Consider the following 14,713-nt stretch of genomic DNA (forward strand, 5'->3'; position numbering starts at 1 on the left):
CGACGATATGCGCCGCGTTTGGGAGTATATCGAGATCAACACGCAGAAACAGGCGGGATAACCGCCCCGCCTGTCAACAGTAGTTTGCCCGTTCTCTTAGATACGTCGGCTCAATAGTTGATAGTGGCTATAGTTTTTAGTTTTTAGTAGTTTGTCAAGTGATTTTTTGTCAGGAAATCTGCGGACTGCTGCTGCCCGCCACCGCGCCCGGGGTTGTTATTGCTCGCTTTGCCTGTGCGGCAAAGTCCTGTAGCTCCAGTTTGGACGCAAAAAAACCCGCCGCCCGGAAACTGCCCGGTGTACCGGGTATTTCCTGTGACGGCGGTGGGCTTTCCAATCGTTGTTCATCTACCATGTATCTGAATGGGCTGTCCGCTTCCCATTGTATCTGCGCGTCCTGCGACGGCGTCGGAAGCAGCGCCGCCACGGCGGCCACGGTGGTCACAAATAGTACGGAAAACGCCAGGAAGAGACTCATCATACGTCGCTTCATTTTGTTTGCCCCCCTGCATGTTTTTGGGTGGTGGTGGATGGTTCAGATGTCAAAAGTGCGTCTGGCGAAGGCCGAGTCGATTTTTTCGTCAGATGAAACAAAAAACGCAGTGAATACTGGGTGTATTCGCGAGGCTTTTTGTGAAATATGGCGGAATAAATCGCCGGCCAGCGCCGGGCGAGGCTTTTGACACCTGAACCATGGATAGCTTACCTCTTATATCGTAGAATTTTTTGACAAGAACACAGGGAGTATTTGCCATATACATACAGATATTGTATATATTTTCGCCCATTTCTCTGTTTCGTTGCAGATTGCTCCGTTTTTTACAAAAAATTCATCTCTTTACCGTATTTTTGTTCTTTCAGATATGTGGCAAAAATGTGAAAAAAATTTTCGCGTGTACCGGGAAAATGTTAGCGACAGATAAGGACCAGCCGCCGCGCCTCCGCTGGCGGGCGTTGTTGTGGCGAAAAACATACAAACATATCAATTTATATAAATACTTTTTGACGAAACACATGTAAAATGACGTTACTATCGGAGGACAATGCGCACGTACGACTGGAAGAAAATGTAAAAAATGGGAACACACAACTCCGAAAGGGGTGAGAAACGCCGTAAAACGATGCTTGCGGCGAAGAGGAAGCAACACAGAGCATGACGCATGGTACGAGTTGAGGAAAGGAGATTGAGAGCATGAAATCCATCCGCATTCACATGCAGAAGAGTGTGATATGTGCGCTGTCCGTCGCGCTGCTGATCGGGATTTTGCCAATCAGCCCCTTCGCGGCTCCGGGTGACGGGGACGTGCACTACAGCTACGCCGACATCGTGGGCAGGCTGACTGACCTGGAGGCCGTGTCGGCATTGCCGCTGCCGGGAGAAAAGGCCGGGGAGTGGTCCTCCTACGACAGAGCGTCCGTCTACAATGGAGATACGGACACGTACACCAACTGGGGCGCGAACGGCGACGGAGGCGGCGTGATCCAGAACCTGGGCGACGCGGGGGACGGAAAAGGCGTCAAGTACAAGGTGGCGGCCATGACGGGCCCCGGCGTCATCTGGCGGATCTGGAGCGCCCAGGCCGGCTCCGGCCTCATCGAGATCTACATCGACGGGGCGGAGAGCCCCGCCATTGCCAAACCGTTCAACCAGCTGTTCAACGGGACGGATCCGGTGTTCGGGTACAACGCGCTGTCCTATACGGCCGCGTCCGGCCTCAACTGCTTCGTCCCTATCACCTACAACCAGTCCTGCGAGGTGTACCTCTATGGGAGCTGGGGGAATTACTATCAGTTCACCTATGCCACGCTCCCGCAAGGGACGACGGTGGAATCCATGCCCAAAACTTTCTCGGACGCCGACAGAGCGGCGCTCACAAAGGCCAATGAATTCCTGCGCGACAGCTTGGGCCAGCCGCCGCCCGCCGACGACACCGTGCTCCTGACGGAGAACAACACCCATACCGTGCCCGCGCACGGGTCCGTAAAAGTCGTCGACTACGAAGGGCCGGGGGCGCTGGCGCGGTTTAAAGTCAAAGTGAACGACGATCTCTCTTACAACGATATGTGGAAGGCGCTGAAAGAACTGACGGTCAGCATGTTCTGGGACGGCGCGGCGTCGCCCGGCGTGTGGTCGCCGCTCGGCGACTTTTTCGGCGCCCCCAACGGGCCGTCTCACTATCATACGCTGCCCATGGGTCTCGACGCGGACGACTGGTTCTATTGCTACTTTTACATGCCCTTCCAGACCGGCGCCGAGGTCGTCATAGGAAACGACGGGGCCGCGGACAGGCACATTTCGGTGGAGTTCGCCGTCACGGCTCTCAGGCGGCCCGTCGCCGCATACGCCCGGTTCCACGCCAAGTGGAACAAAGACGCCTTCCAGCCCGCGCGGTCCGATCGCTGGCCGGACTACACGGTGCTGCGGACCACGGGCGCCGGCCGGTTTTTGGGTATGTCGCTGCATGTCTATAAAAAGGACAACGTGAGAGACCCGGGCGCCGGTGCGGGCGACTACTGGTGGGGTGAGGGCGACGAAAAGTTCTTTGTGGACGGCGAGACATTCCCCTCCTTTTTTGGCACCGGCACAGAGGATTACTTTGGCTACGCCTGGTGCGATCCCACCGTCTTCGCCAACAGAGCGTTCCATGCGCAGAATTTCAACGAAGGCGGCGTCCACAACAAGGGCAACCGCGCGGTGGCGCGCTACCAACTGGTCGACAACGTGCCCTTCCAGACTTCTTTTGAGGGGAGCCTCGAAAAATATTACCGGGGGAACACGGAATACGGCGCGGTCGCCTATTGGTACCAAGACGCGCCTGACGACGCGTACGCCGCCGTGTCGCTGGAGGACAGAACCGGTTACTACGTGATGACGGAGATCGACGAGTCGCTGTTTGAAGGCGAGCAAATGCCCTACGTCAGAGACGGCGGCGCCAACGCCTACGCCCAGACGATGATTCCCAACTACTCCGACTACGGCTGGAGCAACGGCCAGCAGCTTTTGTGGGTGCAGCCCGGCATAGGGGACTCTTTGGAGTATACGTTCAAGGTCCGCACGGCGCTGGCCGGCGAACTGAAGCTCTCTCTGACCAAGTCCTACGACTTTGGTATCTTTCAATTCTATCTCGACGGCGCGCCCGTCGGACAGCCCATCGATACATACAACCCCAAGGTCATCGTGAGCGGAAGCATCCGGCTGGGGGCTGCGGCGCTGGCGCCGGGGGACCACACACTGCGGGCGGTCGTCGTCGGGAAAAATCCGCAATCCGCCGGCTACCTGCTGGGATTTGACTGCTTCCGCATCGACGCCGCCGTGCCCGTCCCGGGGATCATTGAAGGGGAGGATATGGAGGTCGTCTATGCCAGCGGCGGCAACCCGGTGGTGCAAAACATGGCGGCGGAGTGGCCCTCCGCGGGATCCTATTCAAGCGGGAAGCAGGTCTGGTGGCAGAGGGCGGTGCAGGGGGCCCAAAGCAACAACCTGAGAGACGGAGACGAGCTGATCCTGGCCATGGATCTGGACGAGGCGTTTGACGGCGAGCTTTTGATGAATTTCACGAAGGCGAATGATTACGGGACGTTCCAACTCGCGCTGGACGGGGAGGACATAGGGCCTCTCCTCGACCTGTACGGCGCGGAAGGCGTCCGGCGCGTCGGCCCTATCTCCTTTGGGCACGTCCGGCTCTCGGCGGGGCGGCATCTGCTGCGTGTGAAAGTCAGCGGTCGCAACCCAGCTTCCGCTTTCTACCTGTTCGGGTTGGACAACGTCGTCCTGCAGGGGATCCGGGACGACGCCGTGATTCTGGGTCCCATCGGGGATGTGAGCGGAAAGAAAGACACCGCGTTCACACTGCCCGTGTCCGTCCGCGTTTATCCGGACGCGCCGCCCGTCACGGCGCTCAGCGGCGCCCTTCAGCTGCCGGCGGGCGTGACCGTGGACGAGGCGCGTCCCCAGACCGCCGTGACGGGGGACTTCAGCTGGGCGGTGGATGCGGACACCGGCGTTTTGTCGTATCAGTACACGGGCGATCCGGTGACGCTCTCCCTGGCGGAGGAGACGGAAATCCTCGTGCTGAGGCTGCGGTTGTCGGCGGAACATACGAAGGGCGAGCAGCTTGTCTTCAGAGCGCTGCGCCTGGAGGCGCGCTTTGCCGACGAGGGACGCTTTGCCTACGAAACCGACGGATTTGAATCCGCCAGCGTCGCGTCGGTCATTTCTACAGGCGCCTTCTCCGTCTCCGCCCGGACATTGTACACGGGGGACGGCGTCGATTTTGTCCCGCGGGGGCGGAAGGCGATCGCCGTGGCGTTCACAGGCGTCGACGGCGTGGAGGGCGTCGCTGTGTTGGACGAACCTCTCTACTATTCGGCGGAACTCTCTGAGACATCCGGCGGTGTCGTCTACATTGGTTTTGTGAACGAGAGCGTGACGGACGCGCAGCTGGCCGACGAAGCGTCCTACGCCGTCGCCGGCAGCGCGCAGACGGTGCGTTTCGGCGACGCAGACGGCGACGGCGCGGTGAACTTAGAGGACGCCCGGCGGGTGCTCTCCACGTGGCTGCGCAGGACCGCCGCGCCCCGGGAAAAGGAAATTCTGGCCATGAACGTAAACGCCGACGGCCGGATAGACGTAGGCGACTTCAATGAAATTGTGGACAAGGCGGTCAGCGGCCTCGACGTCAGTATCATTCAGTGAAAAAGGAGGCATGTACGATGAGTCAACTGTTGCGGAAACGGCTGCTTGCCATGGCGTTGGCGCTGACCCTGCTGGCCAGCGGGGCGGTTCCGTTTTCTTTCCCGGTGCGCGCATCGGCTGCGGTGCATTACAGCTATGCGGATATTGTCAACATGATGACGGACATGGAGCGTCTGGCGCTGAAACCAAGCGGCGAAAAGAGCGGGGAGGCGTCTTCCTACGACAGAGCGTCCCGCTATGACGCCGCGACCGACGCATACATCGATTGGGGCGCCAATGGAGACGGCGGCGGCATCATTGCAGACGCCGGCAACCCGGACGGCCGAGGGCACAGGGTGCTGGCGGCGGATCTGACCGGCCCCGGCGTCATCTGGAGAACCTGGAGCGCCCTGGCAAACGAGGGCCTCATTGAGATTTACATAGACGGCGAGGCCGTACCCACGGTGAGCCGGCCCTTCAGCCAGCTCTTTGACGGCGCCCGCGAGAGCAACGCCCCCTTCAACTACAGCGCCCTGAACTACATCGCGGCCCAGGGGCGCAACTGTCTGGTACCCATCACATACAACGAGTCGTGTAAAATCTATCTGTTTGACAACTGGGGCTCATATTATCAGTTCACCTACACCGCCTTCCCGGAGGGGGTCACGGTGGAACCCATGCCGCACGCCCTGACGCCGTCCGACAGGGAGGCCCTGGGCCGTGTGAACGCCTTCTTTTCGGCCCTGGGCGCGTCGCCTGCGGCGGCCCGGCCGGAGGATGTGACACGCACCGGCACATATACGGTGGAGGCCGGCGCGTCTGTCGCCGTGCTAAACCAGGCCGGCCAGGGGGCGGTCTCGGCCTTCAAGGTGCAGGTGAACGACGTCCTCGGCTACGACGCCATGGCGGAGGCGATTCAGGAGCTCACGGTGAGCATGTACTGGGACGGAGAGGAAGCGCCCAGCGTGTGGGCGCCGCTGGGCAGCTTTTTCGGGACGCCGTTCGGCGACGCGTACACGACGCTGCCCATGGGCCGCAAAGACGGCGGGTACTACTGTTACTTCTTCATGCCGTTTGCCGACGGGGCCAAAATCGTCATCGGCAACGACGGACAGGAGGCCCGCTCCGTCTCCGTGGAGACGACGGTCACCGACTTGAAAGGGGACGCCGGGAACTATCTGCGCTTCCACGCCAAATGGAACAAGGACGACAAACAACCCGCTCGGACGGACGTGTGGCCGGACTACACGGTGCTTCGGACGACGGGCACCGGCCGTTTTCTGGGTTTCATGCTCCATGTGTATGAGACGGGGAACTACGGCTGGTGGGGCGAAGGGGACGAAAAATTCTTCGTGGACGGCGAGAAGTTCCCCTCCTCCATCGGAACCGGGTCCGAGGACTATTTCAGCTACGCGTGGTGCGATCCCACGCTCTTCACTGACAAATCCTTTCACGCACAGCCCCACAACGAGGGCGGCGTCGGCAATCTGGGGAACAAAGTCGTCCTGCGCTACCAGATGACGGACAACGTGCCGTTTACGACGTCCTTTGACGGGTACATTGAAAAATATCTGAACAACAACCAGGCGCAATACGCGGTCATACCCTATTGGTATCTGTCGGTGGACGGCGTGGACGACTACACACCCGTCTCCCTGGCCGCGCGCACAAAATTTTACAAAAAACCCGCGTTTGTGCAGACCTACATAGAGGGGGAGAGCATGACGGCCACCGTCACCGGCGGGCCCGCTCCCTACAACCAGACCGCCATGAATGGCAACGCCTTCAGCGGAGGCGCCCAAAAACTGTGGATCAACAACGGCGACGGCAACGAGATCAGCCTCACGTTCAGCCTGAACAATCCGACGAGCGGTGTGTTTAAGATCCGGCCGTGCATGGCGGGCGATTTCGGCATCTTCCAATTTTACCTCGACGATCAGGCCATCGGAGACCCCGTCGATCTGTACTACCCCAGGGTGATAGGCGGGGGGTATGTCGTCCTGGGAGACGTACAGCTGGCGGCCGGGGCGCATGTGCTCAAAGCGAAGGCCGTAGGCAAGAACCCCGCCTCGTCGAGCTATGTATTCGCGCTGGATCAGATTGTGATCACGGAAGGAAAGTCCGCGCCGGGCCTGTTCGAGGGTGAGGATCTGCGGGTGCGGAGCATCCTGCCGAACCCCGCCGGCGGCGTGATTGGCATCCAACGGATGGACGGCTTCTCCGGCAGCACCTGGAGCCGAGGCGAGCACCTGTGGTGGACGGGCAACAACGCCGACTCCGTTCTCACGCTGGCGTTTACATTGGACGAGCCCGTGGAGGCGCAAAACCTGAGCGTCGCCTACACCAAGGCGATCGATTACGGTCTCTTCCAGCTGGCCGTCGACGGTGTGGACGTGGGGGCGGTGCAAAACGGATACAACAACGGCGTGATCGCCAGCGGACCAGTGCCGCTGGGCAAGGTGACGCTGTCCGCCGGTTCCCATACCCTCACGGTCGCCATGAAAGGCAAGGACAGCCGATCCACCAACTACATGGTGGGGCTCGACTACATTCAGTTCAGCAAGTACGACGGGTATGGGCTGTACCTGGAGGATCTGACGGGTGTCGCCGGGCAGGCGGGCACGCGGTTTGACATTCCGGTGCATCTGTCCGGATTCCCCACGGGCAGCCAGTTCCGATCCGTCGACGGGGTCCTGCGGATCCCGGACGACTTCACAGTGACGGACGTCGTCCCCAGCGACTGGGCCACGTTCGACGATTTCGACTATTTTGTGGACGAGAGCGGCGCGCTCCGGTTCGCGTTCACCAGCCTGACCGGCGCGCCGGTGTCCTTCGACACGCTCTATACCGACGAGATCCTGACCCTCCGCCTCGCGCTGGCGCGGACGTTCCATGCGAGCGCCGCAGTCCAGGTGGCGACGGAATCGTTTGTGGTGCGGGACAGAAACGACGCGGTGCGCTACGATGTGACCGACGGCGTGTCCACGGTGCGTATCGACGCGCTCTCACTGGCCGAGGGGCAGGCGGAGATCATACGGCGGGCCCAAGAGAACGTCGGGGAGCGCCTGTACAGCGGCGATCATCTGAAGAAGATGGAGATTCCCATCGGCGGCCTGGGCACGGGCGCCGTCTACTTCGACGGCAACGCCGTGCCCATCAAGTGGGACTGCGGCCTGCTGGGAAACGACGCGCTGGCGATGGACAACAGTCTGTTTGCCCTTGCGGCCACCGTGAACGGGCAGAAGACAACCAAAAAACTCAGGGGCGGCGCTGTCCGGGGCGTGGATGCGATGACACATCAACCGGTCAGCAGCGTCCGCAGTCCCTTTGCCAAACACGGCACGTACTTCGTGGGGACCTGCGAGGTCTACCCCGCCTTCACCGCCTTCAACGACAACTTGCTGGGCGCGCTGCGGTCGGATCCCTTTACGCTGCCGGCGGACTGTGAACGGGTCACGGCGCTTGTCGGCGGCGGCAGCGAAATCGGTCTTCTCTACTTTGCGCTGGTGGACAGGGCCAGCGGAACGGTCATCGGCAAGGTGACGGGGAGCAACAGCGAAACCATGACGGACCGGAGCATCGACGTCCCGGAGGCCTACCGGGGGCGCGAGGCGGAATTCCACATCGTGGACAACCAAACGGGCGGCTGGGGGCACATCAATGTGGACTACATCCGGTTCTTTGCCGCCGGCGACACAGAGATTTCGGCGCCCGGCTTTACAAACGGAGACTTTGAGGAGGGACTCGCGGGCTGGTCCGTCGCCGCCAATCTGACGAGCTCCGACGTCTTCCAGGGTGTCACGCTGCGTTCGGAATATCCCTTCGAGACGTTCTATTTCTCAGAAGAAGGGTTCCCGGTGTCCGCCGCGGTGGAGATGAGCAGCCCCATGGTGCCGGTCAATGAACAGGATTCCTCTCTGCCCGTCATCATGTACAACGTCACGCTGAAAAACGAGACGGACACGCAGCAGACCGTGTCGCTGCTCTCCAGTCTGGCCAACGGCGTCAGCGGGACGAACCGGGTGAATACCGTCACGCAGAACGACGGCGGCACTTTTATCAAATTGACGTCGGACCGGAGTGATCAGAGCCTGTATACGGGAGCCCTTGGCCTGTGGACCAATCTCACCGGCGGTCAGGTCAGTTACACCGCCGGCGCCGCCAGCGTGGCGGCCCTCATGGCCCAGCAGGAGGCGGGCGCGCTGAGCGGCGCGGTATCCGCCAACCAGGCAAACCCCGTGGCCGGCCTCTCGGCGCCCGTCACCCTCGCGCCGGGCGAGAGCCGCGTTCTCACATTCAACTGGACCTGGTACTTCCCCTTCGTCAAGGGGTCGGACATCTGGGGGAACCAAAATGTGGAAGTCGGGAAGCGGTATGCCCACTACTACGACAGTTATGAGGCGGTGCTGGCCGACGCGTCCGCCCGGCGCGGCGCCCTGTACGCCGACACGAAGCGGTACCACGACGCCATGTACGACACCACGCTGCCCTACTATCTGATCGACGCCGTCACTTCCAACTCGGCCATCCTGCGCAGCCGGACCGTCAACGTCTTGAAAAACGGCGATCCGTACGGCTGGGAGGGGTCCGATCAGCTCCATAGTATCGACGGCATGGGCAACGGAAACTGCATGCACGTGTACAATTACGCGCAGGCCGCCGCCAACCTGTTCCCCTTCCTGGCCAGGCGCTACAAGCTCCTCGACTTCAAGACCCAGCAGCGCGCCGACGGGCTGCTGAACAACCGCATCGGAGAGGTGCCGAACGTCGCGCCGTCGGGCGAGGGACCGGCTGTGGACGGGGTGCTCGGCGCCATTGAAGGCGCGTACCGCGAACACCTGAACGCCGCCGATTTCTCTTTCCTCGACGACATCTGGCCCCATGTGAAAAAGGCCATGGACGCCGTCGTCACACTGTGGGATGTGAACGAGGACGGGCTCATTCAAAACGCGGCCGGCGTGAACACCACCTTCGACGACCCCATCGGCGGCATCAACACATTCACCGGCGCGCAGTACCTGGCCGCCCTACGGGCCTGCGAAAAGATGGCGCTCCTGAAAGACGACGCCGTGTCCGCCGCGCGCTACAGAGACATTTACACCAAGGGCGGCGTGAATCTGAGCCGCGAGACGTTCACGGGCGAGTATTTCAGGCAGGTGGGCGCCAACGACTACGCGGACGGCGTCATGTCGGACCAGCTCCTGGGGCAGTCTCACGCGTTTTTGGAACAGCTCGGCTATGTGCTGCCGAAGGATCAGGTGAAGACCGCCCTGACCTCCATTTTCCACTACAACTTCTATTATCCCGTAGGGGACCGGTACCGGCCGTCCTTTGACGACGCGCTCCGCATTCTGGCGCGCCCGGACGACGCGGCGCTCTTCAACAACACCTTCCCGTACGGCGGGGCGGGTACGGACCCAGGCCGGACGCTCTACCTAGACGAGACATGGCCCGGCTTTGAATACGAAGTGGCCACGGCCATGCTGTACACGGGTCTCACCGAGGAGGCCATGGCCATTGTGTACGCCGTGCGCGACAGGTTTGACGGGGAAGGGTACAACGCCATGAGCGAGCGCGAGTGGGGCGAATATTACACGCGCTCGATGGCCAGCTACGGCGTCCTCAACGCCGCCATCGGCTTGGAACGCGACGGGCCGGGCCGGGCACTGGGGTTCAAACCGAACGTCACGCCCGCGCATATCAAGGGATTCTTTACGTATGCGGACGGTTGGGGCAGCTTCGCCCAGACCCGCCGCGTACAGGGAGATATGATCACCCAGGAGGACACCGTCACCGCCAAGTACGGCGCGATGGCCATAGGGCGTCTCTCCTTCTACGTGACGGAGAACGACGACGCCTCTATCGGCGATGCCGAGGTACGGGTTTTGTACAACGGCGCACCGCTAGAACTGGAAGATATATCCATATCTGGCAACCGGATCACATTGTGTCTGCCGGACGGGTTTGTACTCCGTCAGGATGAGGAACTTGTCGTCAGCCTGTCCGCCTTCGCGGACGGCAGCAACATCGGCGGCTGGACCGACGTGGCGGGTGCGTGGAGCGTCGGCGAAAACGGCAGAACCGGCGCGGCGGCCGGCGGCGTGCGCGGGCTCAGCTTGGCGGACAGGACGGCGCGCTTCTTTGAACTGCGCGGGACGGTGACGCCGCACGCCGGCGAGGCCGGGTTGGTGTTCGGCGCGGCCGCCTATGCGGAGGACGGCGCCTATGCCGTCGTCCTGGACACCGCGGCGGACAGGGTGAAACTGATTCAGTTCCCGGACCGGGAGTGGGCGTCCGCCCCCTATGATCTGTCGGCGGAGGAGACGTATGCCGTCAGGCTGGAGGTGACGGCGGACAAGGCGGCGGTCTTCCTCGCGGACGAAAAGGTGCTGGAGGTGGCGTTGACCGGCTATACCGCCGGGCTGGTGGGCGTCTATGTGTCCGGCGGTACGGGGTCCTTCCGGGATCTGCTTCTCAGGGACAGGGCGGATACCGTGATCGTGGACCCGGCGCGGCTGTTCCTGGCGCCCGGCGAGACGGCCGCTCTGACGGCCTATGTGGGGCCGGATTCGGCGCTGTACAGAGAGGTGGAATGGAGTACCAGCGACGCGTCCGTGGTCCAAGTGGATCCCACCGGAAAATTGCGGGCCGTGGGCGGCGGCGTCGCCGTCGTCACGGCGACGGCTATGGACGGCGGGTATACGGCATCCGCCCCTGTGGCGGTGCACGCGCTGGGCGCCGACGGGGCGCTCTCCAACCTGACGAAAACCGACAACGGCGTGTGGGAGGACATCCCGGGCGGCCAGCGCGGGACCCACAGCTCTGACGCCTGTATGCTGGGCGACGAGCGCGGCTGTGATTTCATCTACGAGGGGGACTTGAAGATCACATCCTCCGCCGGCGCGGCGGCCCTTGTATTCCGCGCGACGGACCGGCCCCTCACCGGCGGCAGTTATGTGGTCAACATAGACAGCTCGGCGCAGGTGGTCAAGCTCTTCCGGTTCCCCTACGCGGTCATCAGCCAAGTCGGCGTGGCCATCGACCAAAACCGGACGTATCACATGAAGGTGGTGGCGATCGGGAATCGCTTCACGGTCTATTTTGACGACAATCCGGAGCCGCTGATCTCGGCCATAGACAACACCTACCGGAGCGGCCGGTTTGGCATCAACATTTGGAACAGCACGTCCGAGATCACAAACATGCGGTATACGCCCATCCTGCCCCTGCCGGTAACGAATCTGACGGCGGCGGCGGAAGACGGACAGTACCGGCTGCGCTGGACGGATCCCCCCGACGGTCTTTTCGCCAGCGTGCTCATTGAGGACGAGGAGGGGCGTCTCTTGGGGCAGGTGAACCCGGGCGTGCAGGCGTTTGACGTCGTCCTGTCCGAGGCGGCCCGGCGGACATTCTACGTCTACGCGGCCGACGCTTGCGGCCATCGCTCTCCGCTCACGGAGGCCACGGCCGCGGCCGCGCCGAGGAACGCGCTGACCATCGAACGAAGCGGCGACTTGGCGGTTGTGAGAGGCAGGGTAATAGGCGACGGCGGCGACCCGCGCGAGGCGCTGCTTTTCCTGGCGCTGTACGACGCGCGTGGAAGGCTCACAGACGTGCGGCAGGTCGAGGTGACCGCCGCGCCCGGCGGGGACGTCTCCGCGCAGCTTGAACTGCCCCTGGGTGCCGCCGCCGCCGCGAAGGGCTTTTTGTGGGACCGCGCGACGTACGGCCCCCTCCTGCCCGACGTCACGCTCGCGCTCACGTAGCTGCCTTTCGGCCGAGGAAATGACATTTGAGCCTTGAGGGCAACAGCTGATTTGCGCTGCGCCCCTCGCAAAACAAGAAGCCCGCGGAGTCTTGAAAATCAAGACTCCGCGGGCTTTTCCCTAGCTTCAATCATCATAATGCCCGCGGCATTGCAATATCTCAACAGAGTTTTCACTTATCCTGTAAACGAGCCTGTTCACCTCGTCGATGCGCCGGCTCCAACCGTCGCGATGTTTGAGTGATTCGGGTTTGCCTATCCCGTCACTGCCGTTGCGAGAAATGTCTTGTAACAATAAGTTGATGCGTTTGAGAGTTTTTTGTCGTTTGCTTGCCAGTACAAATAATCATCCCAAGCGTCTTCGGCGAACGTCAATTTACTCATGCTCCATAGCCTCAAGTTCTTCCAGCGTTTTTACCACCACTTTACCCTGCTCAATCTGACGGGCGGCCTCGTCAATGGCGGTCATGTTACGCTCGCTGTAAAATGGGTCAATGGACACTTCAAATGGTATGCGTTGTTCGCGGCTGACTTTTTTGGCAAATATTGTAAATGCTGTAGTCATATTCATTCCAAGTGCTTGACAAGTGTGTTCCATCGACTTCTTTAGGCCCTCGTCCATTCGAATATTGACCAGTACTTGTGCCATTGATTTCACGTCCTTTCGTCTTCTATTATATATCAACATAAAGACAATGTCAATATAATATCTTTACATTATGTTGGCACAGAGTCTCAGAAACATGTAAGGACCAGCAAAGGTACTCCTTGCTGGTCCGTGTAAAGTGCAGATGACGGAACTGTCATTTGACGACTACCCATTCTACGCGCTTCACGCCGATTTTACGAAGTGCCCGTCGGACAGAGGATGTCAATGGATCGGCGAATGGTGAGATGTAACCGCCTTGAACCGTCGGGAGCCAACTTTTTCTGAACCGGTTAGCGGTGATGATGTCAAAGACCGCCTGGGACTCCTCCGATTCCACGTACGCCCAGCTGAAGAAAATTTCCGTCGGACCTTCGGATCCCCCGATGACACCGGGCGAGCTTGCCTCATTCGGACCTTCGGCTCCCCCGATGATACCGGGCGAGCTCGCCTCATTGCGGGCAGTCGCAGGGATCGGATCGTGTGGGGGTGCATGCGGCGAAACCAGGCGGAACAAGCCGACAAAACCTACACATAAAACAGTTGCTATCAGGATCAGTTTGATCCCGTGTTCGCGAAGAAAGGTCCGCATATAGAATCACTCCCTATTGTACTTGCTTTCGTTATGTGCTCTTGTGCTTGACGCTTGTATATCAACCACATAACATATAGCAATATATCCAAACTGATTCCCCCAACGGACACCCAAAATCCAGGCAAGAGACCCGAGCCAAGAAACGCAAGATTCATTTCGCTGATTGACCAAAAGACACCCACAACAAGAACACGGAAATAATTCATTCCAAACACAAACAATAATACAACAATGCTCACGTGGACGGGCGTGGTATCGTACTGCGCTAACCACAATAATGATTCCAGTGCAATGATCAGTACGATGCCTATGACATCGCCCATCAGCAGTCCTAACCCCGAAAAAAAGTGAATGACAGGGTCGATTGAGAACCAACCAAGCAGAGCGGGTACAAGGCTGAGACAGAAGATTGCCTGCATAACAATTTTTTCGGAAATTCTTTTTCCACGCGGTGCAATTGTTTCCATTGCATATCACCTTTCTATACGAACAAAGGACTATGCCGCCATTGACGCGGCCATAGCCCATTGCTCCCATTTCGAGGTCGAATTTTCGCCTGTAAACACGGCTCAGCCATTGTGGCCTAATCTTGCGAAAATCATGTCACGCGGTCACCGTGTTGGTCGTGTAATTGTATGAACTTGAACCACTGCCGATTTTTGCGTATATCGTCACCACGGCACGATATTGTTGCCCCGATGTGCCGTCGTAAGTTACAGTATTTAAATAGAACAGACAATCTTCGTCGATTAACGCGGGGTAACTGCTGCGGTTGAACGTTTTGACACTCGTCCATGTGGAGCCGTTCTTGCGCTGTATGACAATTTGGCTAGCGCCAACCTCATCCGCTATTCCCGTGGCGAATACAGAATACTCGACCGTTATACGGCCGCCACTTGCGCTTGCAAACGCGGAGTAACTTGACAAATATTGACTTGCTCTGAGTTGTGCCGCTGACGCGGGTATGCTTGTGATGAGCGACAATACCAGTGCCATTGTGAGTGCGGTTGTGCCGATTATATGCTTTTTCAT

At 60.0% G+C, this 14,713-nt stretch carries 7 protein-coding genes and 1 pseudogene; 2 read left to right on the forward strand and 6 right to left on the reverse strand.

Annotated elements, in window-relative coordinates:
* Positions 1-169: 169 nt before the first annotated feature.
* Positions 170-493, reverse strand: coding sequence for a hypothetical protein (locus LBK75_00815; GenBank protein MDR1156839.1), 324 nt, complete (start codon positions 491-493; stop codon positions 170-172).
* 699 nt (positions 494-1,192) lie between these two features.
* Between LBK75_00815 and LBK75_00820 the strand changes: the two genes are divergently transcribed.
* Together LBK75_00820 and LBK75_00825 are read left to right on the forward strand one after the other, a co-directional pair.
* Positions 1,193-4,696: a DUF2961 domain-containing protein gene (locus LBK75_00820; GenBank protein MDR1156840.1), complete on the forward strand. Its 3,504-nt coding sequence runs from the start codon at positions 1,193-1,195 to the stop codon at positions 4,694-4,696.
* 17 nt (positions 4,697-4,713) lie between these two features.
* Positions 4,714-12,441: a DUF2961 domain-containing protein gene (locus LBK75_00825; GenBank protein ID MDR1156841.1), complete on the forward strand. Its 7,728-nt coding sequence runs from the start codon at positions 4,714-4,716 to the stop codon at positions 12,439-12,441.
* Between the two features lie 126 nt (positions 12,442-12,567).
* Here the strand turns inward: LBK75_00825 and LBK75_00830 are convergent.
* The 5 genes and pseudogenes from LBK75_00830 to LBK75_00850 all read right to left on the reverse strand — a co-directional run bounded on the left by LBK75_00830 (position 12,568) and on the right by LBK75_00850 (position 14,713).
* Positions 12,568-12,824, reverse strand: a pseudogene (locus LBK75_00830) (Txe/YoeB family addiction module toxin).
* Entirely contained in the window at positions 12,817-13,089 is a 273-nt protein-coding gene (locus LBK75_00835) for a type II toxin-antitoxin system RelB/DinJ family antitoxin (protein ID MDR1156842.1), read from the reverse strand. The pseudogene LBK75_00830 and the gene LBK75_00835 overlap by 8 nt, the downstream one beginning before the upstream one ends.
* 154 nt (positions 13,090-13,243) lie before the next feature.
* The gene (locus LBK75_00840; GenBank protein MDR1156843.1) at positions 13,244-13,678 is read right to left on the reverse strand and encodes a hypothetical protein; all 435 of its coding nucleotides are present in this window, start codon (positions 13,676-13,678) and stop codon (positions 13,244-13,246) included.
* Positions 13,642-14,148 (reverse strand): hypothetical protein, encoded by a 507-nt coding sequence (locus LBK75_00845; protein MDR1156844.1) that lies wholly within the window; start codon positions 14,146-14,148, stop codon positions 13,642-13,644. Before LBK75_00845 ends, LBK75_00840 begins: the two co-directional genes overlap by 37 nt.
* A gap of 136 nt (positions 14,149-14,284) precedes the next feature.
* Positions 14,285-14,713: a hypothetical protein gene (locus tag LBK75_00850; GenBank protein ID MDR1156845.1), complete on the reverse strand. Its 429-nt coding sequence runs from the start codon at positions 14,711-14,713 to the stop codon at positions 14,285-14,287.

The sequence above is a fragment of the Oscillospiraceae bacterium genome, assembly GCA_031265355.1.
Lineage (GTDB): Bacteria > Bacillota > Clostridia > Oscillospirales > UBA929 > JAIRTA01.

Coding starts and splice junctions, on each gene's coding strand:
- LBK75_00815 (MDR1156839.1), bottom strand. CDS start 493: ATGAAGCGACGTATGATGAGTCTCTTCCTGGCGTTTTCCGTACTATTT.
- LBK75_00850 (MDR1156845.1), bottom strand. CDS start 14,713: ATGAAAAAGCATATAATCGGCACAACCGCACTCACAATGGCACTGGTA.
- LBK75_00820 (MDR1156840.1), top strand. CDS start 1,193: ATGAAATCCATCCGCATTCACATGCAGAAGAGTGTGATATGTGCGCTG.
- LBK75_00840 (MDR1156843.1), bottom strand. CDS start 13,678: ATGCGGACCTTTCTTCGCGAACACGGGATCAAACTGATCCTGATAGCA.
- LBK75_00845 (MDR1156844.1), bottom strand. CDS start 14,148: ATGGAAACAATTGCACCGCGTGGAAAAAGAATTTCCGAAAAAATTGTT.
- LBK75_00825 (MDR1156841.1), top strand. CDS start 4,714: ATGAGTCAACTGTTGCGGAAACGGCTGCTTGCCATGGCGTTGGCGCTG.
- LBK75_00835 (MDR1156842.1), bottom strand. CDS start 13,089: ATGGCACAAGTACTGGTCAATATTCGAATGGACGAGGGCCTAAAGAAG.